Annotated in this window: 20 protein-coding genes; 1 reads left to right on the plus strand and 19 read right to left on the minus strand. The window is 58.9% G+C overall.

The genetic code is table 11. The features are described from left to right. The 19 genes from fliF to D8V06_RS25615 form a co-directional block, all read right to left on the minus strand. Positions 1–676: flagellar basal-body MS-ring/collar protein FliF (fliF, locus tag D8V06_RS25525; protein WP_130932057.1), on the minus strand; the 676-nt coding region annotated here is incomplete at its 3' end. A gap of 15 nt (positions 677–691) precedes the next feature. Beyond that, positions 692–1,021: a flagellar hook-basal body complex protein FliE gene (gene fliE / locus D8V06_RS25530; RefSeq protein ID WP_056853024.1), complete on the minus strand. Its 330-nt coding sequence runs from the start codon at positions 1,019–1,021 to the stop codon at positions 692–694. A gap of 107 nt (positions 1,022–1,128) precedes the next feature. Continuing rightward, on the minus strand, positions 1,129–2,520 hold the full coding sequence (locus D8V06_RS25535) for a sigma-54 dependent transcriptional regulator (protein ID WP_130932058.1): 1,392 nt from the start codon (positions 2,518–2,520) through the stop codon (positions 1,129–1,131). 5 nt (positions 2,521–2,525) lie between these two features. Further along, positions 2,526–3,731, minus strand: coding sequence for an ATP-binding protein (locus D8V06_RS25540; RefSeq protein ID WP_162250570.1), 1,206 nt, complete (start codon positions 3,729–3,731; stop codon positions 2,526–2,528). Between the two features lie 128 nt (positions 3,732–3,859). Further along, positions 3,860–5,335: a sigma-54 dependent transcriptional regulator gene (locus D8V06_RS25545; RefSeq protein WP_056853027.1), complete on the minus strand. Its 1,476-nt coding sequence runs from the start codon at positions 5,333–5,335 to the stop codon at positions 3,860–3,862. 171 nt (positions 5,336–5,506) lie between these two features. Then, positions 5,507–5,803, minus strand: coding sequence for a flagellar protein FliT (gene fliT, locus D8V06_RS25550; protein ID WP_130932059.1), 297 nt, complete (start codon positions 5,801–5,803; stop codon positions 5,507–5,509). Positions 5,804–5,827: 24 nt separating this feature from the next. Continuing rightward, on the minus strand, positions 5,828–6,217 hold the full coding sequence (gene fliS, locus D8V06_RS25555) for a flagellar export chaperone FliS (protein ID WP_130932060.1): 390 nt from the start codon (positions 6,215–6,217) through the stop codon (positions 5,828–5,830). A 156-nt stretch (positions 6,218–6,373) separates the two neighbouring features. Next, positions 6,374–7,756, minus strand: a complete 1,383-nt coding sequence (gene fliD / locus D8V06_RS25560; RefSeq protein WP_130932061.1) for a flagellar filament capping protein FliD — start codon at positions 7,754–7,756, stop codon at positions 6,374–6,376. A gap of 81 nt (positions 7,757–7,837) precedes the next feature. Beyond that, complete coding sequence (locus D8V06_RS25565) at positions 7,838–8,188, minus strand: flagellar protein FlaG (RefSeq protein ID WP_130932062.1); 351 nt, start codon at positions 8,186–8,188, stop codon at positions 7,838–7,840. Between the two features lie 74 nt (positions 8,189–8,262). Continuing rightward, positions 8,263–9,729, minus strand: coding sequence for a flagellin (locus D8V06_RS25570; RefSeq protein WP_130932063.1), 1,467 nt, complete (start codon positions 9,727–9,729; stop codon positions 8,263–8,265). Between the two features lie 248 nt (positions 9,730–9,977). After that, a complete protein-coding gene (locus D8V06_RS25575) occupies positions 9,978–10,907 on the minus strand; it encodes a ketoacyl-ACP synthase III (RefSeq protein ID WP_056853033.1) in 930 nt (309 codons plus the stop codon). A gap of 298 nt (positions 10,908–11,205) precedes the next feature. Next, positions 11,206–12,798: a flagellar hook-associated protein 3 gene (locus D8V06_RS25580; RefSeq protein ID WP_056853034.1), complete on the minus strand. Its 1,593-nt coding sequence runs from the start codon at positions 12,796–12,798 to the stop codon at positions 11,206–11,208. Positions 12,799–12,811: 13 nt separating this feature from the next. Continuing rightward, the gene (flgK, locus tag D8V06_RS25585) at positions 12,812–14,824 is read right to left on the minus strand and encodes a flagellar hook-associated protein FlgK (protein ID WP_130906570.1); all 2,013 of its coding nucleotides are present in this window, start codon (positions 14,822–14,824) and stop codon (positions 12,812–12,814) included. A 24-nt stretch (positions 14,825–14,848) separates the two neighbouring features. Continuing rightward, positions 14,849–16,132, minus strand: a complete 1,284-nt coding sequence (gene flgJ, locus D8V06_RS25590; RefSeq protein ID WP_130903469.1) for a flagellar assembly peptidoglycan hydrolase FlgJ — start codon at positions 16,130–16,132, stop codon at positions 14,849–14,851. Positions 16,133–16,144: 12 nt separating this feature from the next. Next, entirely contained in the window at positions 16,145–17,218 is a 1,074-nt protein-coding gene (locus tag D8V06_RS25595) for a flagellar basal body P-ring protein FlgI (protein WP_162250571.1), read from the minus strand. A gap of 42 nt (positions 17,219–17,260) precedes the next feature. Further along, positions 17,261–17,956, minus strand: a complete 696-nt coding sequence (gene flgH / locus D8V06_RS25600) for a flagellar basal body L-ring protein FlgH (RefSeq protein ID WP_056853038.1) — start codon at positions 17,954–17,956, stop codon at positions 17,261–17,263. A gap of 53 nt (positions 17,957–18,009) precedes the next feature. Continuing rightward, positions 18,010–18,795, minus strand: coding sequence for a flagellar basal-body rod protein FlgG (flgG, locus tag D8V06_RS25605; RefSeq protein WP_008055493.1), 786 nt, complete (start codon positions 18,793–18,795; stop codon positions 18,010–18,012). A gap of 45 nt (positions 18,796–18,840) precedes the next feature. Next, on the minus strand, positions 18,841–19,581 hold the full coding sequence (locus D8V06_RS25610) for a flagellar basal body rod protein FlgF (RefSeq protein WP_056853039.1): 741 nt from the start codon (positions 19,579–19,581) through the stop codon (positions 18,841–18,843). Positions 19,582–20,041: 460 nt separating this feature from the next. Next, complete coding sequence (locus tag D8V06_RS25615; protein WP_056853040.1) at positions 20,042–21,604, minus strand: sigma-54-dependent transcriptional regulator; 1,563 nt, start codon at positions 21,602–21,604, stop codon at positions 20,042–20,044. Positions 21,605–21,883: 279 nt separating this feature from the next. Here D8V06_RS25615 and phhA point away from each other — a divergent pair, with 279 nt between their 5' ends. Beyond that, positions 21,884–22,675, plus strand: a complete 792-nt coding sequence (gene phhA, locus D8V06_RS25620) for a phenylalanine 4-monooxygenase (RefSeq protein ID WP_056853041.1) — start codon at positions 21,884–21,886, stop codon at positions 22,673–22,675. The last annotated feature ends 73 nt before the right edge of the window (positions 22,676–22,748 follow it).

Raw genomic sequence — 22,748 nt, forward strand, 5'->3', positions numbered from 1 at the left:
TCTGCGATTTGCTGAGTTCAGGAACGCTGGTCGCCACCAGATTGACGATGGCCACCACCTGGCCCGGCTCCAACGAGCGGCCAGAATACAGTTCAACCAGTACCGACGCACTCGGCTTGCGTTCATCGCGCACAAACACCGAGCTTTTCGGAATCGCCAGGTGCACGCGAGCACCCTTGACATTGTTCAGGCTGGAAATGGTCCGGGCCAGTTCACCTTCGAGGCCACGACGATAACGGGTCGCTTCCATGAACTGGCTGGTGCCCAGGCCCTGCTCTTTATCGAGAATTTCAAAACCGATGTTGCCATCGCTGGGAGTGACACCAGCGCCGGCGAGCTTGAGCCGCGCACGGGACAGGTCTTCAGCCTTGACCAGCAAGGCGCCGGAGTTCGGTTCGACGGTGTAGGCAATGTCGGCGGCGGCCAGGGTGTCCATGACTTGCTTGGCGTCCATACCGGCCAGGCTGCCGTACAGCGGACGGTAGTCCGGCTGCTGGGACCACAACACCACGGCAAAACCAATCGCCACGCTCGCAGCCAGGCCGACCAACAGGCCCACCTGACGCAGCATGGTCATCTCGGAGAGGTTTTCCAGGAAGGACAACCCGAACAGCGGCGGTTTGCCGTCTACTGGAGTGGCCTTGGCCGGAACATTATCGGCGACTGCTTCTGCCATGACTCAATCTCGTCCTTAAACCGGCATCTGCATGATGTCTTGGTAAGCCTGAACCAGCTTGTTACGTACTTGGGTCAATGCCTGGAAAGACACGCTGGCCTTCTGCGAGGAAATCATCACGTCCGTCAGATCGACGCCGCTCTTGCCGATCTCGAAGGCGCTGGCCAACTGAGAGGAAGCCTGTTGGGTGTCGTTCACTTTATTGACGGCCTGACCGAGCATGTCGGAAAAGCTGCTGCCATTCAGTTCAGGGACGGCGGCAGTCGATTTAGGCGCAGACATGGCATCCATTTGCATGGCGCGCATATCCAGCATCAACCGATTGAATTCAATACCTTGGCTCATGATTTCTCTCTTTGGCGGCCCGCAATTTTTTGACACTCACTCGGCGGGTAATGAGGTGTTAGCAACAAGGGTGCCAGCTTTCCAGCCAGCCCCTCTGCAAGGGCGGGTCAGGTGGCGAACAGATACGCCTCGACGTCCATTCCGGCATCCCGCATCTGCGCCAGCTTGTAGCGCAAGGTGCGCGGGCTGATGCCCAGACGCTCGGCAGCTTCCTTGCGGCGGCCGCGCTCGGTGCGCAAGGTGTCGATGATCATCTGGAACTCGCGACGTCGCAGGTCATCGCCCAACGCCCCGGCAGACTCGGCGTCAACTTCCACCGTGCGCAGCGGCGTCGACAGCGGCACCAATGCCGGCAACGGCGCGCAAGCCACCGGCCCTGCCAGACAGAAATCCTGAGGCTGAATCATGCCGCCATGTTGCAGGATCAATGCGCGTTGAATCGCGTTATCCAGTTCGCGCACATTGCCCGGCCACGGGTAGGCGATCAGGCACGCCTGCGCCTCGGGCGACAGCCTCGCCGCGGCATGCTTCATTTTGTTGACGTGCTTGGCCAGCAGCCGCTCGGCCAGCGGCAGAATATCGGCGGTACGCTCCCGCAGCGGCCGCCATGCCAGCGGGAACACCGACAGACGATAATAGAGATCCTCACGGAAGCGCCCCGCCGCCACTTCCCCGGCCAGATCCCGGTTGGTGGTGGCGACCACGCGAATATCCAGCGTGATCGGCTTGCGCGCACCGACCCGCTCGACTTCGCGCTCTTGCAGCACACGCAACAACTTGGCTTGCAGCCCCAAGGGCATTTCGGAGATTTCGTCGAGCAGGATGGTCCCGCCGTCGGCCTGCTCGAACTTGCCGGCCTGGGCCGCGATGGCGCCAGTGAACGAGCCCTTCTCGTGACCAAACAGCGTGGCTTCGAGCATGTTGTCGGGAATCGCCGCGCAGTTGATCGCAATGAATGGCTGACTGGCGCGGTGCGAGTGCTGGTGAATGTAGCGCGCCAACACCTCCTTGCCGGTGCCGGACTCACCCGAGATCAACACTGTGGAATCGCTGCGTGCTACACGTGCGGCCAATTCCAGGAGTTGCGCACTGGCCGGCTCGAAAGCCACCGGCCCTTCGTTGTCGCTGGCGCCAAGATTGCCCAACGCATGGCGCGATACCAGATCGAGCAATGCCTTGGCTTCGAATGGCTTGACCAGATAATCAGCCGCACCCTGGCGCATTGCATCGACCGCCCGCTCCACGGCACCGTGCGCCGTCATCAGCAACACCGGCAGTTGCGGTTGTCGCGCGCGCAGCAGGCCAAGCAGTTGATGCCCGTCCATACCCGGCATGTTGACGTCGCTGACGACCAGGTTGAACGCCTCGGTTTCGACCGCCGCCAGGGCTTCTTCCGCCGAACCGACGGCTTTGTAATCATGCCCGGCGAGCAAGAGCGTATCGGCCAACGCTTCACGCAGCGCGCGGTCATCTTCGACCAGCAGAACCTTGATACCCATGACCTTCACTCCGCTCCCTGAGCGCTGCTTTTATCGCTGACAAAAAGCGGCAGGACTACCTGCGCACACGTGCCGCGACCGATTCGCGAACGCAGCTGCAATTCTCCCTGATGAGCACGGGCAACCGCCTTGACCACGGTCAGGCCGAGACCGGTACCGGTGGCTTTGGTCGTGAAAAATGGCTCACCCAGACGCGCCAGCACGGTGCCTTCGATGCCACTGCCACTGTCGCTGACACACACGCGCAAATGGTTATCCCGGGCATACAGATGCACCTTCAAGCGCACGTCACCAGCGCTGGCTTGAATGGCGTTTTCGATAAGGTTGAGGAGCGCCCCGACCAGGGTGTCGCGATTGCACAACAGGTCGCCGGCATGACTGTCGCACTGCCAGCGGATCGGCAGATCCTGCACGTGGGGCAGCGCCGCCGCTTGTAACGATTGCATCAATTGCTTCGGCGTGACGCGGTCGGTCAACGGCAATTCGCCGCGCGCGAACACCAGCATGTCGCGTACCTGATGCTCCAACTCGTGCAAACGCTCCTTGAGCCGCCCGGCGAAACGCTGCTGAGTCTCGACGGGCAACGCTTGCTCGGTCAAATGACTGGCGTAGAGCAATGCAGCGGACAAGGGCGTACGAATCTGATGGGCCAGCGAGGCAACCATGCGCCCCAGGGAGGACAGCCGCTCGTGTCGAGCCAGTTGATCTTGCAGATGACGGGTTTCAGTCAGGTCGTTGAGCAACACCAATTGACCGGGCTCAGCGTCCAGCGAACGCGTGGCAATCGACAGGCGTCGACCATCCTTCAAAGAGACTTCGTGACCATCGTCTTTACGCGGCGCAAAGCAGCGCGCAATGACATGACGCCACAACTCACCCTCGAGCGGCAGGCCGAGCAGCTCGCAGGCCGTCGGGTTGGCCTCACGCACCACACCCTGAGCGTCGATGACGATGACACCACCGGGCAACAGATCGAGAAGGTTTTGCAGACGGTTGGCCAGGCGTTCTTTTTCCGCCAGCTCCTGCATGCGCTGGGCACTGACGACCGCCAGTTCGCCCTTGAGCTCGGTGACCCGCGCTTCAAGCATGCTGTAGGAGTCGGTCAATTGACTCGACATCTGGTTGAACAGTGCGAAAGCCTGCTCGAGGCCAAGCCGGCTGGCCTGTTCTACGGACGATGATTGCCCCAGGGCATCAGGGCCATGAGACATCTGGGCGGCTTGGGGCATCGTGCTCTCTCGCTGTGCTGACCGTCAGTGAAACGGAACGTTGCGAGGGATGTAGCAATACCCGTGCCTAAAAAAAACCGCCTATAAATGAATGACTTGAAAAACAGGCGTCAATCATCCGCCTGTTCATCTCCGTCACGACGGCTCATGCCGTACTTGCGCATCTTCTCCACGAGCGTGGTGCGTCGGATACGCAGGCGTTCGGCAGCACGCGCCACAATGCCGTTGGCATCGTCGAGCGCCTGTTGAATCAAGCCCTGCTCCAGGCCACCCAGGTAGTCCTTAAGGTCCAGGCCTTCCGGCGGCAGCATGGCACCGGCGGTGAAGTCCGGGGTATGGCCGTTAATCGCCACGCGCTCTTCGAGATCACTGCGCAGGGTGTCGACCATCTGCTCGTCTTCGTCGTCGACGTAGCGGAATTTCTTCGGCAACTCGACCACGCCGATCACTCCGTACGGGTGCATGATCGCCATGCGCTCCACCAGGTTCGCCAACTCACGGACGTTGCCCGGCCAGCCATGACGGCACAGGGACATGATGGCGGCGGAGTTGAAGCGAATCGAACCACGCTTCTCGTGCTCCATGCGCGAGATCAGCTCGTTCATCAACAGCGGAATATCTTCGACGCGCTCGCGCAAGGGCGCCATCTCGATCGGGAACACATTCAGGCGATAGTACAAATCTTCGCGGAAAGTGCCGATCTCGATCATGCTTTCTAGATTCTTGTGGGTCGCCGCAATGATGCGCACGTCGACGCTCTGGGTCTTGTTGCTGCCCACGCGCTCGAAGGTGCGCTCCTGCAACACGCGCAGCAATTTGACCTGCATCGGCAGCGGCATGTCGCCGATTTCATCGAGGAACAGGGTACCGCCGTTGGCCAGTTCAAAACGCCCGGCGCGGCTGGTGATCGCGCCGGTGAAGGCGCCCTTCTCGTGGCCGAACAATTCGCTTTCGAGCAGCTCGGCAGGAATAGCCCCGCAGTTGACTGGCACGAACGGCGCTTCGCGGCGCTTGGAATGGTAATGCAGGTTGCGCGCGACCACTTCCTTGCCGGTACCGGACTCACCGAGGATCAGCACGCTGGCATCGGTGTCGGCGACTTGCTGCATCATCTGGCGGACGTGCTGAATCGCCCGGCTGGTGCCGACAAGACTACGGAAAAGATTGGGTTCGCGATGACGACCGCGCTCGCGGGCCTGGTCGTACATCTCGCGATAGACCTGGGCACGGTGCAACGAATCGAGCAATTTGCTGTAGCTCGGTGGCATTTCGAGAGTCGAAAGCACCCGGCGACGCTGGTCTTCAGGCAAGTCAATGGAAGAATTATCGCCCATTAACAAAACCGGAAGGAACTCATCCCAGGTCGAGAGTGTCTTTAGCAAGCCCAAAAGTGCACCAGGAGCATTGACCGTCCCGATGAGGACACAGATTACTTCTCGACTAGACGACAAAGAGCCGACAGCCTGCTGCCAGTCATGGCTTCCGCAGGGTAAATTTTCTTCACCGAGAAAATTTAAAATCACCGCCAGGTCGCGGCGGCGGACGCTATCGTCATCAATCAGCAGAATTTTGGTTTCACGCCACATGCAATAGCAACTTCCCTAGTCAACTCAATGCCCAAAATGCTGGGGCAAGCTAAACGCTTGCAGGCCTGATATGCCTGAAGACGACTGAAATCTGGAACAGCCACTAGTTAAGTCAAAAATCCGTGCACAGTCAAATTTATGGCGCACTTTGTTTGGATTAACTGGCGTCAATTAACCAAACAGATGGTAAACCTTTGATGCCTTTTGTGCTTGGGTGATCTGCGACATCTCGTCGACTACCGCCTGACGCTCACCCATCGTCGCCGTCAGCAAGTCTTTATACACGGCCAACAACCCCTCAAGATTGCTGCGCACGGCTTCTTCGTCGATGGGTGCCTCACTGAGCACTTCGTCCACGCACTCGCGGCAGGCCGAATCCAGCTCGCCTATGGCATCCCAGTTTCGCGCCGCCAGGGCATCGATCAGGGCTTCACGGGTTTCTTCTATGCGCCGCAGTGCTTGACTCATGACGTGATCCTCAGACCCTTGGGCCTATTGATTGGCAATGGCATCCCAACCGCTTTTCAGGGTTTCGAGCAAGCCTGAGACTTCGTCGATGATCGCCGCATTGTTATCGCGATTGGCTTCCATCAGGCGCGTCATCATGTAGGCGTACAAATTGTCGAGCTGTTGGAGCGACGCTGGATCGTCGGTTTTTTCCGGATTCAAGCCATCGCGCAGGCCGATGATGATGTCCACGGCCTTGCCCACCATCAACCCCTTGAGTGCGACGTCGCCACGCTCCATAGCACCCTTGGCCTGGGCCATGCGATCCAGCCCGCCTTCCATCAGCAGTTGCACCAGACGATGAGGATTGGCTTCAGAGATCTGGGCATGGGAATTGACCTTCTGATATTGGCGAAGGGCTCTCATGGGGTTCATGTTTCTACCTCGTGACAGACAACAGCTTGAAATTGGGAAGGCTCTGATCTTTATGTCGACTGAGCGACAAATAACTTTAACGCAGACCGTCCACCAACGAAAAAACCCAGGCGCTGTCATTACAGACTGCCTGGGTTTTTTAATGCTTGATGCCGATCAATCGTCCTTCGGATTGTTCAGCGCATTAAGCGTGGTCATGATGCTGTCGCTCTGCGCTCGTAACCGGGCTACCAAGGAGTCCATCGCCGTGTACTTGGCGGTTAGGCTCGTTTGCAAGCTGACCATCCGCGCATCGAGGGTATCCTGCTGCTTTTTCAGATCGGTCAGGCTATCGCTCAGGCTTGCCGAACGAGCCGCAAAAACCCCAGTAGTTTTCTGTGCGAAGCTGTCGGTGGCAGTCTTCATACGCGCAAGCAAACCGGTATCGCCGGAAAAAATCCCGTTGATATCGGCAGCATTGGTGAGTGCCGCACTATCGAACACCTTGTCGTTGATCGACAACAGACCAGTCTTCTGGTCGGTGACGACACCGAACTGAGCAAGGGATTTCATATCACCGGTGCCGCCCATGGCGTTCAGCTCGGTACGCACCGACGACAGCAGCGACCGCAGAGACGCGTCGCCCGTCAGAGCACCCGCCGTCATCGTACCATCGGCATTGGTCGTCACCTGGGTCTCGGCGTTGGACGCCTTGATCAGCGCGTTGTACGTGTCGACAAACCCCTTGACCGCTGACTTCAACGTCGACTTGTCTGTAGCCACCGTGATAGTGGTTGGCGTCGCCGTCCCACTCGCCGGAACCGTAGAGACCCCAGTCAGCTTGAGGCTGATCCCGCTCACCGCGTCGGCAATGGTGTTGGTCTTGGACTCCATCGCCACGCCATCAAGCTTGTAAAGGGCATTCTGCGGCGTAGCGAGAACGGAGGCACCGGTTTGCAGACCGGAGTTACCCGACAGGGTCAGGTCTGAACCGACACCGGTTTTGCTGGAGGTCAGCACCATGCGAGAACCGTTGGCGTCGGTCAGGATGTTGGCACTCAAGCCCTGGTTCGCGTACTGGGAGTTGATCGAGTCGCGTACCTGCTGCAACGTCGCGCCCGCAGGAATGCTGACATCGAAAGTGTCGCTGCCCTGCTTAATGCTCAGCGTGGTTGGCGCCGAACCGGCATTGATCACCGAGGATGCACCATCGGTGTAGACCTTGGTGGAAATTTTCGAGGCTGTTGCCAATTGAGTGACCAGCAGCGAAAAATTGCCCGCTGCCGCACCGTTGCCCGTGGTCACGGTGGCAACTTTTTCATCGGAGGACGTCCCGCTCAACCCGCTGAAGCTGGAAGCGGTTTTCATGTTGTCCAACGCGCCACGGAAGGCATCCAGTGCGGCCTGGATTTTGCCGATAGACGACAGCGAGGTGGTTGCTTTGAGCGTCTGGTTGTTGATCTGAGTTTGCTTCGGCGCTCTTTCGGAATCCACCAAAGACTTCACAATCGCCTGTGTATCGATGTTCGATCCGATACCGCTAACCGTTGTACCCGCCATCATCTATCTCCTTGTTCAGTGGCTGCTGCTTTCTTGACGAAGTGCGCCTCGAGCGCAGACAGCAACAAAATTCATGCCAGTTCAGACTTTGTCGTCAAACAACAAACTACTGGCGTCCGATAGGCTTTGTGCCAACTTTAGTGCAGCTTCCGAGGGGATCTGACGAATCACGAGTCCCGTTTCGGTGGCGATGACCTTAACCACGACGCGGCCAGTGGAATCATCAATGGAAAAATCCAGATTACGCTGGGCAGCTTGGACAAATTCCTGAATATCGGTGACCGCTTTTTCCAGCTCGTCACGTTTTGGCTCGGTGTTCGCAGCCTTCACCTCTTCAACCTTGGGCTGCTCCGGTTTTCCCGTGACATTCGGCGTTACACCCTGAGGGGCAACGGCGGGATAGGACTGGTTCAACTTGACGCTCATGTCCATGCCTGATCTCCTCATCATGAAAAAAACAAAAGGGCGCGTAAACGCGCCCTTCCGTCAATCACCAAGCGCCGGAATTAACCCAGCAGCTTCAGCACAGCCGATGGCAGCTGGTTAGCTTGGGACAGGATCGCGGTGGAAGCCTGTTGCAGGGTTTGCTGCTTGGTCAGTTGAGCAGTTTCTGCTGCGAAGTCAACGTCCTGGATCACGCCACGAGCAGACGTGGAGTTGTCCGAGATGCTGCGCAGGTTCGCTACGGTGCTGTCGAAACGGTTTTGTACGGCGCCAAGGTCAGCACGCTGGGAGTCGATAGCCGAGATAGCTTGGCTGATCACGTCGATGGCGTTCTGAGCATTGGCTGCAGTGGTAACGTCAGTAGCGGCAACAGTAGTCTTGGTCGAACTGGCAGCAGTACCAGCGTTGAACAGACCAGTCACGCCTGGGCCGGACATCGAGTAGCTGTTAGAGGAGTTCAGGGAAACAGCACCAGTCACCTGAATAACGGTTGCAGCGGCGGCAACAGCAGCGCCGAAGTTACCTGCGCCGTCTTTGGCAGCAACTTTGATACCAGCGATCGCACCAGCGTCACCAGCGTTCAGAGCGATGTTCTCACCAGTGTCGGATTTAACCGACAGAGTACCTGCCTTGGCATCGTAGTTAACGCTGATGCCCAATTTGGCGGCGTTGGATTTCAGTTGATCCGCCAGTTCACCAGTGGTGGTCACACCGACCATGTTCACTGTGGTACCGCCAACGCCAGCTACGCCACCTACGTTGATGCTGAAGTTAGCGTTGGATGGAGCAGCAGTTGCCAGGATGGCAGCAGTGTCGACAGTGAATTTGGCTTCGGTGCTGGCTGTCGCCGTCACGCCACCAATAGCTGCAGTGTTGATCTGCGAAGCGATAGTTTTGGCGGAAGAACCTGCTCCAACGGTGAACGAGCCGGATTGACCACCACCGACCAAAGTTACCAGGCCACCTGGAGTCAGACCGGTAGCGCTCGGTGCGATTGCCAGGCTTTTCAGCTGTTGGGAACCGATGTTGTTAGCGGATACGTCGCCCAGGGACATGTTGATGGTCTGGTTGGCGTTGGCGCCCACTTGGAAAGCAGTAGTACCGAAAGAACCGTCCAGCAGGTTACGACCACCGAAGGTAGTGGTAGTGGAGATACGGGTCAACTCGGCAGTCAGAGCAGCGTATTCAGCGTTGTTCGACTTACGGTCGTCGTCGCTTGGCGAGCCGTTGGCGGAAGCCAGGGCCAAGGTACGCATTTTCTGCAGGATGTTGGTGGACTCTTGCATCGCGCCTTCAGCAGTTTGCGCGATGGAGATACCGTCACCGGCGTTCTTGATTGCTGCGCCCAGGCCGTTGATCTGGCTGGTCAGACGGTTGGAAATTTGCAGGCCGGCAGCGTCGTCTTTAGCGCTGTTGATACGCAGGCCGGAGGACAGGCGCTGCATGGAGGTCTGCAGGTTACCGGAAGCTTTGTTCAGGTTGTTCTGAACGGTCAAGGAAGCAAGGTTGGTGTTTACGGTTAAAGCCATGACGAAATCCTCGTTGGATGGATACTGCGGCTTCCGGCCCTGGCATCCGCCGGGTGTGGCCTAGAGAACCTACGTAATAGTTATCGTCGTGAGGTGGCTTTGCTTGAGGGGTTTTTTCTAATTTTTTAGTGGCAGCGTGCCAGCCCTTTATTTTCAAGGCTTTACAGACAAAAAGTCGGCGCCAGAAAAACGCAAAACGCCCGGTAACCTGAGTTGCCGGGCGTTTTTTTTGCCTGCGTTCGGATTGATCAGCCGCGATAAAGAATCGCCGAGCCCCACGAAAGGCCTACGCCAAAGCCGCTGATCGCCACGCGCGTCCACTTGGAGTCGAACACGTGGTTCTGCAACAGCAACGGAATACTCGATGAAACCGTGTTACCGGTTTCGAGCATGTCCTTGACGAACTTCTCCGGCTCACCTTCTTCAAAGCGACGCGCCACGGCATCGACGATGGCCGCGCTGCCCTGGTGAATGCAGAAGGCATCGATGTCGCCGGCTTGCAGGTTCGACTCGTCCAGCAGCTCATGCAAATGCGCCGGGACTTTCAACAGTGCAAAGTTGAATACCTGACGGCCATTCATGAAGAACACACCATCGGTAACCTTCAAGTGCGGTGCACCGGAACCGTCGGTGCCGAACTTCGACTTGCCCAACTGCCAGACAGCGTTTTCGCCCATCCAGGTTGCGGTGGCGGCATCGCCGAACAGCATGGTGGTGTTACGGTCTTCCGGGTCGACAATCTTCGAATACGGGTCGGCGGTAATGAGCAGGCCGTTTTTCAGCCCCGCCGCTTCCATGAAGCCTTTGATCGCATAAATGCCGTAGACGTAACCGGAACAGCCCAGGGAAATATCGAAAGCGGCGACATGGGTCGGCAGGCCCAACTTGTCCTGAACGATCGCAGCGGTGTGCGGCAGCCCTTCTTCATCACCGTTCTGGGTGACGACGATCAGACAGTCGATGGCTTCACGCTTGAGTTCGGGACTGGCGGCGAACAGCGCATTGGCGGCTTCGACACACAGGTCGGAGGTTTCCTGATCGGCATCCATACGCGGCAAAAACGCCGAACCGATCTTGCCAAGGATGAAGGTTTCATCCTTGTCGAACTTTGCACCCTGGGCGTAGTTATCAACCCCGGCTACCGGCACGTAACTCGCAATATTTTTTATGCCAATCATTATGGCTTCCCAATAATAAACAGCTGAACATCGCCGCTCGCTGAATCGAGGGCGTCTACAGTCAGGGCCTGGCATCGTCGGCGCTCAAGCAAACACCTTGAACATCCGCCACCTTTCACCGCCCGCAGACAGGATACAGTGAAGATGCGCGTTTTGACTGACGGGTCACTCAGAGATCGCTGCTTTATTTGATTTTATGGCCCTGGTTCCGCCCTTTGCGCCTCGCTTCCTACAAAAAAAGAGCAAAAAAAAGCCAGCCCCCGGTGACAGGGACTGGCCGCGAGCGGTCAGGACCGACTCAAAGCTTGTTGAACAGACTCAGCTGGGAAACCTTGGCGAACGCCAGTTGCGCAGCCTGCAGCATGGTTTGCTGCAAGGTCAGGCGCGTCAGGACTTCAGCCGGGTCGGCGTTCTTGATCGAGTTGCCGGTCGATTCGTTGATCAGACCAGTGCTGGTGTTCTGCTCTGCCTGCATGTCCATCACATTGCCCCGTGCACCGATCGCACCCCTCGCCAGGTCGACCTGGTTCTTGGAGTTGTTCAGGTTGGCAATGGCCGAAGCGATGGTGTCCTCCAGAAAACGCTGGGCAACAGGGTTGCCTTGAGTCGGCGCATCGAGCGCCGAACGCAGCTGGCTGATGGTATCGAGGACATTCTGAGTCTGGTGGGTGTTGACTGCGATGTCGAACTGATCACCGGCAGCTGGCGTCGCCGGTGTGCCACCGAGCGTGAAGCTGACACCCGCTGCTGTCGCCACGCCAGCCACCACTGTTCCGGTGGTTACCGGCGTGCTGGTGTTGGTCAATGGGCGCGCGTACAGCTCAAAGGTCCCAGGGCCGGTGAACTTAAGCACCGCCCCGCCTTCGGGAAAGAAACTCTTGTAATCGGCAGCGTTGGTCACCGCAGTCTGGGTGATGATGGCTGTCGACGGATTGTTTGGAGCGCGGTTGGCGACGAAGCTGTCCGGCTTTGCCGCCAACTGGAAACTGTGCCCGGCGATCACCGCATCAGCGCTGGCGGAGTCGGCGGGCGTATCACCCGGCTGGAAGGTGATATCGAGCTTGAAGGTGACACCACGGAAGTTGACGTCGGAACCGCCCTTGGCATTCGGGTCAAACTTGCCACCCCCCGTCGCTTCGGCGGTGACGTCATTGCCCAACGCATCGGTAATCACGAATTGGGTACTGCTGGTGAATGACATGGTGTAAGGCTGGCCGTTGCGGAAATTCGCATCGAACGCCGGACCGGAACTCACCAGCCCCGGGGACAGGTCCACGCGACCGTCATTAACAGCAGGTGCGGTCATGGTGGTGCTGCTGCGCGCAGCGTTGATCGCCTGCTGGAAAACTTCCCATCCGGTATCGTTCAGGCCCAGCGACATGGAATCGCCGATCTTCAATTCCAACTGAGTCTGATCACCCTGGTAGCTGTAGGTGCCATCGCTGTTGCGCACGAAAGGCTGAGTGTTGTTGCTGGCGCCAGAGAAGATGTACTTGCCGTTGGCGTCCTTGCTGTTCATCAGGCTCAGCAATTGCTCTTCGGACTGTTTCAGTTCGGCGGCAATGGATTTGCGGTCATCGTCGTTCAACGAACCACCGCCGGCACGAATCGCCAACTCACTGACTTTCTGCAACACGTTGTTGATGCTGTCCAGCACGCTCTCTTCCTGCGCCTGAGCGGTGTTCAACGCGCTGATATTGGTGGTGTACTGACCCAGCATGGCTTTTTGTTGCTCGAGCTGCAGCAGGCGAGCCGCACCGACAGGATCATCCGCCGCCGTTTCAAGCTTGACGCCGCTGCTGGCCTGCTCGGCAGTCTTCATCACGTTGTTGAGGTTGCGCGAATAGTTGGCAGCCGTCGTGGCGTAATACTGTGCTGTAGAAATACGCATGTTCTACGGCTCCTTAAAGGGCATTGATCAGGGTGCTGAAAATTTCCTGCGCAGTCTTGATGATCTGCGAAGAGGCCGTGTAGTACTGCTGGTATTTGGTCAGGTTGCCCGCCTCTTCATCGAGGTCGACGCCCGACAACGAGTCACGGGCATTGCGCGCACCGGTCATGATGGTGTCGGTAGCCGTGGCATCCAGTTGACCTTGCTTGGTCAGGGAGCCAACAGTCGTCACCAGGCCACCATAGGCCTCAGTAAAACTCACGCCCGGGCTGGTGGCGCTGGCGCCGACGGTAGCCTTGGTTTGCAGGGCAAGCAGCGACTGGGCATTGCGGTTGTCGGTGCTGTCGGCAGCCGTCATGGAAATATTGAAACTGTCACCCGAGGCGGGACTGCCGCTGACCGTCATCGCAACGTTGAAGGTCTTGGGGTTGCCGCCGGCATCGGTGTACGGCACGGCGATGTTCAGGTCGTTATTCTGACCCGGGACGATGCTGCCGGTGCCGATGCTGTTGCCCTTGGAGTCGAACACTTCATAGGCGGTGGCACTGGTCATCAACATCCGGACCGGCATCGATGCCTTGACCGCCGTCTGGACTTCCAAACGCTGCACCGGATCGTAAATATCCAGCTGGGTTTTCAGGCTCGGCTGGCTGACAGCGCCAGTGCCGTCATTGCCGGAGGCCTTGGTCGAGGTCAGCGGCGCGGAGGTGGCCAGGGTCTTGGTGTCGGTCATGACGGTGGCCATGTCCGCCGCTGAGCCGCGGGTCGGGGTGATCTTGAAACTGTCGCCAGCGGCGACGGTGCCGGCGTTGATGCTCAGGCTGAAGCCGTCGATGACTGGTTGTGCAGCGGGCGGCGTGGCGAAGGCGAAGTTGCCCATGTCGGTGTTGTCCGACAGGCGACGCACGTTGTAACCGGTGGCGGTGATGGTCACCTGATAGTCACTGGCCTGCACCTTGCTGGTGTCATTGATGGTGACGTTCAGGTTGCCGGAAGCCGGGTTGTTGTTGCCGTGGGCAATGCTGCGCTGGCTGATCGCTGCGGCACTGTTGATGTTGTTGAACAGGTTCGCGCCAAAGTTGCCGTTCTGGTCCAGACCTTGGCCCAGCTGCTTGTTGACCTGATCAGCCACGACCATGGCGATGCGCCCCAGGCCATTGACCGCTGGCGTCAACACCTCATTGCGATAACGCACCAGCCCGCCCATCTCACCGCCGCTCATCACCGACGTGATATCCACCGACGAGCCGTTGCGATCCATGATGATCGCGGAGCGAGTTGGATCGGCAGGATCCGGCGCCACGCGTAATTTGTTGACGGTATCGCCGACCACCAGTGGCTGGCCGCTGCCCAGATAGATATCGAGACGGCCTTCGGTTTCAGTCACCTGAGTACCAACCAGCTCGTTGAGCTGGCGAATGGTTTCGTTACGCTGGTCCAGCAGTTCGTTGGGCGTGCCACCGGAACCGCTGACTTCGGCGATTTTCTTGTTGTACGCGGCAACGGTCGACGCCAGCTTGTTGACCTGATCGGCCATCGAACCCAACTGGTCGTTGATGTAGGTATTTTGCTGCTTCAACTGCTCGGAGATCGCGTTGAAACGGCTGCTCAGGCCCTGGGCATTGGTCAGCAAGGCCTGACGTGCGGCGTTGTCGTTGGAGTTACCGGCCAACGTCTGCAAGGAAGCGAAGAACGATTGCAAGGTCTTGCTCACACCGGTGCCGCTGTCGGACAACAGCTTGTCGACCTGAGTAGCCTGTCCCAGGTAAGCCTGGGCATCGCTGTTGAGCGAAGTGGTGGTTTGCAACTGGGCATCGAGATAGCTGTTGTATACCCGACGCACATCGGCCAACGTGGTCCCGGTGCCAATGAACACATTGCCATACTGAATAGAATTTTTGCTGTTCTGCACAGTTTGTTGGCGCGAGTACCCGACGGTATCGACGTTGGAAATGTTATTACCGGTAGTCACCAGCGAGGCGTGGCTAGCGGACAAACCCGACATTCCGATGTTGAGCAAACTCATGGTTCAGACCTTATGACCTTATGCCTATAAAGGCGTGGTGGAAACGCCCGCCGCAGCGTAGTTCTGGTAACTCGTCATCTGCTTGGCTATCTGCGAAATCTTGCTTGCGTAGTCCGGGTCGGTTGCATAACCGGCCTTTTGCAACTCGCGTACAAACTGTTCTGGGTTATCGGCCGACTTCACGACATCTTGATAGCGATTATTCGTCTGCAACAACGTCACAAGATCATGGAAACTGTCCTTGTAAGAGGCATAGGAACGGAACTCGGCCGTCTCCTTGACCATCTCGCCATTTCTGAATTCGCTCGTAATCGCTCGCGCTGAATCGCCCTTCCAATTGCTGCTGGCCTTGATGCCGAACAGGTTGTGGCTGCTGCTGCCGTCCTGTGCGCGCATGACCGATTTACCCCAACCGGTTTCCAGGGCAGCCTGCGCCACCAGGTAACGCGGATCGACACCAATGCGTTCGGCGGCTTCCTTGGCCATCGGCAGCATGGTGTTGACGAATTGGTCGGCGGAACTGAAGGCTTTCTTCGCCGGCGCCAGTGGAATCTGGGCGATGGCGCGACCATGGATCTGCAAGCCTGCGCCCGATGCTGCCTGCGCATTGGCCAACCAGTCGCCGTTGTACAGAGGCCCGGCACCGGTGAGGGTGGTGCGCTCCGGCAATGGCGTTTTGTTGACTGCCGCAGTCGCCGTAGTCGTTGCCGAAGGCACCAGGCCGGCGAGCAAGCGGTCAGCCAGTTTCGGCGGCAATGCCAGGCGCCGCTGATTGATCAGCGCCATGTCGTTGCTGTGTGCGCCCTCGCCTGTCGGTGCGCTGACCGAACGCGAAGCCCATAAAGGACGTTGACCATTGACCCGCGACAACGGCCCGTTGATTGCCACCGTGCCCGCCGCGATCGGCGTTTGCGCGGCGGCTTTCGCCGCCTCCTGCTTGGCGGCGGACAACGTCGCCGCCTCACCCGGAGCCAGCGGTTTGTTTTTCGACATCTGCCGCATCAACACGTCCGCCAGCCCGATGCCACCGCCCTCGCGGGACATGGAGACGGCCAGTTGCTGGTCGTACATTTCCTGATACTGCTTGGCCTCGGCGGTGTTCAGCGGGTTGTCCTTGCCCAGCGCTTCGGTGGCCGAGCGCATGGACTTGAGCATCTCGCCGAGGAACAGCGATTCGAACTCCTGCGCAACCTTGCGCATGTTGGCGTCGCTGTTCTTGTCGCCGACCTTGAGCTGGTTCAGGCGGTTCAGGTCGGAGAACGCACCCGAATCGCTGCTGCTGACCCGCCCACTCTTGAACATGTCCATAGATTGCCGTCCTTAAATCACGATCAGGTCGGCTTGCAACGCGCCGGCCTGCTTCAGTGCTTCGAGGATGGCCATCAGGTCGCCCGGTGCCGCGCCGACCTGGTTCACCGCACGGACGATTTCGTCGAGGGTGGTGCCCGGGCCGAATTTGAACATCGGCTTGGCTTCCTGCTCGGCGTTGACCCGCGAGCGCGGCACGACGGCGGTCTGGCCATTGGACAGTGGGCCGGGCTGGCTGACGATCGGGTCTTCGGTGATGGTTACCGTCAGGCTGCCGTGGGTGACGGCGGCCGGCGAAACCTTGACGTTCTGACCGATCACGATGGTGCCGGTACGGGAGTTGATGATGACTTTCGCCACCGCCTGGCCCGGATCGATTTCGAGGTTTTCGAGGATCGACAGATAGTCGACCCGCTGGCTTGGATCGAGCGGCGCAGTCACGCGAATCGAACCGCCGTCGATGGCCTGGGCCACGCCTGGGCCGAGCATGTCATTGATCTTGTCGACGATGCGCTTGGCCGTGGTGAAGTCGGAACGATTGAGGTTCAGGGTCAGGCTGTTGCCCTGGTTGAAACCGCTCGGCACCGCTCGTTCAACCGAAGCACCGCCAGGGATGCGACCGGCCGAGGGAACGTTGACAGTGATCTTCGAACCGTCGCGACCTTCGGCATCGAAACCGCCCACCACCAGGTTGCCCTGGGCCACCGCGTAGACGTTGCCATCGATACCCTTGAGCGGCGTCAGCAGCAATGTACCGCCGCGCAGGCTCTTGGAGTTACCGATGGACGATACGGTAATGTCGACCTGCTGCCCCGGTTTGGCGAACGGAGGCAAATCGGCGCTGATCGACACTGCCGCGACGTTTTTCAATTGCACGTTGCCCGAGCCAGGCGGCACCTTGATGCCGAACTGCGACAGCATGTTGTTGAAGGTCTGCAGGGTGAACGGGGTTTGCGTCGTCTGGTCGCCGGTACCGTTAAGCCCGACCACCAGGCCGTAACCGATCAATTGGTTGGAACGCACGCCGGAAATACTGGCGATGTCCTTCAGCCGCTCGGCTTGAGCGTTGAAGGCCGCGGATAGCATCAGTGCGGCAACGATGAGACTTCTGAAATTCAACGTAGCCACCTAGAAAGGGAACAGCGGGCTGAGGAAGAAACGGTCGAACCAGCCTGGCTGACTCGCATCGGCAAACGAACCGGTGCCCGAATAAGTGATGCGCGCATCGGCGACACGGGTCGACGATACGGTGTTATCGGTGGAGATATCGTCGGCACGAACCAATCCGGCAATCCGTACCAGCTCATCACCGGTGTTCAGCGTCATCCACTTCTCGCCGCGCACGGCAATGATGCCGTTGGGCAGCACGTCGGCCACGGTCACGGTGATCGAACCGGTCAGGGTGTTGCCCTGCGCCGCCTTGCTGTCACCCTTGGTCGCGCGGTCGCCTTCATAGCTGGCGTCCAGGCTCAAGTCGCCACTGCCGAACGGGTTGTTGGTGTTGGGGGTGGAACCGAACAGCGAGCTCAGGCCGATGCTGGCCTTGCTGTTCTTGCCGATTTGCGAGTTGGCGTTTTTGCTGGCCTGGGTCTTCTCGTTCAGGGTGATGGTGATGATGTCACCAACCCGGAACGCCTTGCGGTCGCTATAGAGGTTCTGCTCGAAACCGGCCTGATAGATCGAACCGTTGTTCGCGGCAGCCGGCAATGGCGTGCGCGGCAACACCGGAGCGTAGTAAGGATCATTGGGCTTGGGTGTCGGACCGACACAGCCGGCGAGCACGGTGATCCCACTCAATGCCAGAACAGAAACGAAGCGATTCATGACCCTTACCTCACGGTGTTGCAGGCGGCCGCATGACCGCCTCATAGACTTGATTACAGATTCTGCGTTACGAACGAGAGCATCTGATCGGCGGTGGAGATCACCTTGGAGTTCATCTCGTAGGCACGCTGAGTGGTGATCATGTTGACCATCTCTTCAACGGTGCTGACGTTGGACGTTTCCAGGGTGTTCTGCAGCGTGGTACCGAAACCTGCCAGACCCGGGGTACCGACTTGCGGTGCACCACTGGCGGCGGTTTCCAGGAACAGGTTGTTACCCACCGCTTGCAGGCCGGCCGGGTTGATGAAGTCGGCGGTTTGCAGGTTGCCGATCACCTGGGAAGCCGGGTTGCCGGCCACGGTGATGGACACGGTGCCGTCCTTGCCGACGGTGAAGGTCTGGGCATCGTTCGGGATGACAATCGCCGGTTCCAGGGCGAAGCCACTGGCGTTGACGATCTGGCCGTTGGAGTCCAGGTGGAAAGTACCGTCGCGGGTGTAGGACGTGGTGCCGTCCGGCTGCAGGATCTGGAAGAAACCGCGGCCGTCGATGGCCATGTCCAGTGGCTGCTCGGTGGTTTGCAGGCTGCCGGCGTTGAAGTTTTTCTGGGTGCCGACAATGCGCACACCGGTACCCAGTTGCAGGCCCGACGGCAGTTCGCTGTCCTGGGTCGACTGGGCGCCTGGCTGACGCTTGATCTGGTAGAGCAAGTCCTGGAACTCGGCGCGGTCACGTTTGAAACCCGTGGTCGACACGTTCGCCAGGTTGTTGGAAATGGTGGTCAGGTTGGTGTCCTGGGCGGACAGACCGGTTTTGGCAACCCATAGAGCCGGAAGCATTCGATTCTCCTCGTGCGCCTGTTTTACGGCGCGACGTTCTGGTAATTAGCTGATCTGCAAGACCCGAGCCATGGCCTGGTCGTCTTCTTTGGCGGTGTTCATCATCTTGATGTGCAGTTCGAACTGCTTCGACAAGGCCAGCACCGAGGTCATCTCGTCCACGGCGTTGACGTTGCTCGACTCAAGGAAACCGGACACCAGCTTGACGTTGGCATCGGCTTGCGCCGGCTGACCGTCTCTGGTGTGGATCGAACCGTCCAGGCCCTTGGTCATGTTCTTGATGTCCGGATTGACCAGCTTGATGCGATCGACTTCGGCCATCACGCGAGGACCTTCACCCATCGCACGAATGCTGATGGTGCCGTCTTCGCCCACTTCGATCTGCTGCTCGGGCGGCACGGCAATCGGTCCGCCGTTGCCGATCACCGGCATGCCGTTGCCGGCGCGCAAGACGCCAAGTGCATCGACTACCAGGCTACCGGTGCGCACGTAGCTTTCGCCGCCATCGGGATTCTGCACCGCCAGCCAGCCGTTGCCCTGCACGGCGACATCGAGGTCGCGGCCGGTTTCTACCAGCGAGCCGGGAGAAAAGTCGGTGGCCGGGCGTTCGGACATGGCAAACGCACGCGCCGGAAAGCTGTCGCCGAACACCGGCATCGAACGCGCCTGCTCCAGGTCTTTCTGGAAGCCGTTGGTGGAGATGTTCGCGAGGTTGTTGGCATGAGCCTTCTGCGCCAGTGCATTCTGGCTGGCGCCGGTCATTGCCACATAAAGGTACTTGTCCACAATCTTTCCTCTGCCTGCCGGACGTTTGCCGCCCACTGCTGTACTGACGTGGCATAAGCAATTTGCAGACCAACTTGTTTTTGGCGGCGCGAGGCCCGGTAAACAAAGGACTTGAGGGGATTCGGAGGGAGATGGGGGATTTGTACAGAGACGAAAAACCGGCGGTGTCATGCCGCTTCACGGCAACCTTCAGCTTCCGCCACCTGCTCGTACCCACGCTCTGCGTGGGAAACGCCTCAATGGACGCTCTGCGTCTGCTCTTGGGACGCGGAGCGTCCCGGGCTGCATTCCCACGCAGAGCGTGGGAACGATCAATCAATGACAGTACTGCGGCCGCTTCGCGCCCGAACGGGAGCAAGCTCCCTCGCCACAGGGGCCCGACTTATGAGCCTGATTTATAGGCCTGATTTAGGGGACTGACTCAGATGCCTGACTTAGGTGCCTGACTTAGGGGACTGACTCAGGTGCCAGGCTCCTTGCCCACCTCATAATCGCGTAACTTGTTGGCGATGGTGGTGTGCGAAACCCCCAGCCGCTTGCCCAATTGCCGACTGCTCGGATGTTCGGAGTACAACCGCTCCAGCACCGCTTTTTCGAAGCGCCCGACAATTTCGTCCAGCCCGCCTTCGAGCGAAAAATCGCCAAGCGGCTGACGCACGCCGTAGTCCGGCAACCGAATGTGCTCGGCTTTGACCGTACCGCCGTCGCACAGGGAAACCGCCTGGAACAATACGTTTTCAAGTTGCCGGACGTTGCCCGGCCAGTGGTAATGACTGAGCCTGTCCATGGCCGCTGGCGCCAGCTTCGGCAGCGGGCAACCGATCTGCCGACTCGCCTGATCGAGGAAGTGCTCCACCAGCGGCGTCAGACCGTCGAGGCATTCGCGCAGGGGCGGAATGTGCAGCGACAACACGTTCAGGCGGTGATAGAGGTCCTGGCGAAACTCGCCCCGCGCGCACAGTTCGGAGAGATCGACCTGGGTGGCGCAGATCACCCGTACATCCAGATAAACCTCTTCATCACTGCCTACGCGGCGGAAGCAGCCATCCTGCAGAAAGCGCAGCAATTTCACCTGCAGGCGCGGGCTCATTTCCCCGACCCCATCGAGAAACAGCGTACCGCCCGCCGTCAGTTCCAACAGCCCGAGCTTGCCCTCGGCACGCGCACCTTCGAAGGCACCCGGGCCGTAGCCGAACAATTCCGTCTCGGCCATGGACTCCGGCAGACCGGCGCAATTGAGCGCCATCAACGGCGATTGCCCGCGCGGGCTAGCCAAATGACAAGCGCGCGCCAACAGCTCCTTGCCGGTTCCGGTTTCGCCTTCGATCAATAGCGGCGCATCAAGGGGTGCCATGCGCCGCGCTTCGCGCACCACCGCGGCCATGACTTTCGAGCTTTGAAAGATGCTGTCGAAACCACGCAGCTCCTGCTTGCGCACGTTATAGATGCGTTCGCCCACCCGGTCGGCGCGGTGCAGCGTCAATACGGCACCGGCCATGGCTTCGCTGTCGTCATGCTCTGATTGCAGCGGCGCGATGTCGGCCAGGAACACGTCGCCCTTGACCTTGACCCGCAGCCCATTGATTCGCGACTTGTTGGCGCGCACCAGTTCCGGCAAATCGAAGTCCTCGGCATATCGAGACAGCGGAATCCCCGGCACTTCATCGACTCGAACACCAAGCAACTGCGCCGCCGCACGATTGGCCGCGACGATCGAGCCGCCCATGTCGATCGACAGCACTGGAAACTCCAGCGCACCAAGCAGCGCATTGAGCTCCATGTGCCGACGTTCGCTAGGCATCAGGCCTACACGCTTGACGCCAAACACCCCGCCAATCGCTTCGAATTTCGGACGCAAAGCCTGGAACTGAATGTTGATCAGGTTCGGACAGTGCAAGTAGATCGCGTTGCCATGCTCACCGCCCACTTCACCGCGAGCGACGTTGATGCCGTACTCCACCAGCAGGTTGAGAATGTCACGCAGGATGCCGATGCGGTTCTGGCAGTGGACTTTGATACGCATATAAAGGCCCGAACAGTGGTGAATGAGGCCCACGGCAAGAATATTTCTGCTGGAGCGCTCAGTTAGTCGTCAAGATTATGTGACAGGTGGAGCGCTTTTCCCACCCACCAATCTCAACACCTGCGCGACAACCTATGAAACGTAACGAAAACTTTACGATATTTGGAGAATTTTCCTACGCACAACGGGGATCACCTGCTGCCATCACGCAATTCATGGGTTATTTCTGGGTCCATAGCAGCACATAACAAGAATGAAATCCCTTAGCAGGAGAGCAGCATGAAGCAGACGCAATACGTGGCTCGCGAGCCCGATGCGCAAGGTTTTATCGACTACCCCGCCGAAGAACATGCGGTGTGGAACACGCTGATCACTCGCCAACTGAAAGTGATCGAAGGGCGTGCGTGCCAGGAGTACCTGGACGGTATCGAAAAACTCGGTCTGCCCCACGACCGCATTCCGCAATTGGGCGAGATCAACAAGGTCCTCGGTGAAACCACCGGTTGGCAGGTCGCCCGTGTACCGGCGCTGATCCCCTTCCAGACCTTTTTCGAATTGCTCGCCAGCAAGCAGTTTCCGGTAGCCACCTTTATTCGTACCCGCGAAGAGCTGGATTACCTGCAAGAGCCGGATATTTTCCACGAGATCTTCGGCCACTGTCCGTTGCTGACCAACCCTTGGTTCGCCGAATTCACCCACACCTACGGCAAGCTTGGCCTGCAAGCGACCAAGGAAGAGCGCGTGTATCTGGCGCGCCTGTACTGGATGACCATCGAGTTCGGCCTGGTCGACACTCCACAAGGCCAGCGCATCTACGGCGGCGGCATTCTGTCCTCGCCTAAAGAAACCGTTTATTGCCTGTCGGACGAACCCGAACACCAGGCGTTCGATCCGCTGGAATGCATGCGCACGCCGTACCGCATCGACATTTTGCAGCCACTGTATTTCGCGCTGCCGAACCTCAAGCGCCTGTTCGACCTCGCCCACGAAGACATCATGGGCATGGTCAAGCAAGCGATGCAGATGGGTCTTCACGCACCAAAATTTCCGCCCAAACCAAAAGCCGCGTGATCCGTCGCTTTTAGAATCAAGTGAGCCTGTCAGAAACCGACGCTTTGCATTAGCGTGGGCGCTACTGACGGCC

The organism is Pseudomonas sp. Sample_24 (genome assembly GCF_004307605.1).
Classification (GTDB): Bacteria; Pseudomonadota; Gammaproteobacteria; order Pseudomonadales; family Pseudomonadaceae; genus Aquipseudomonas.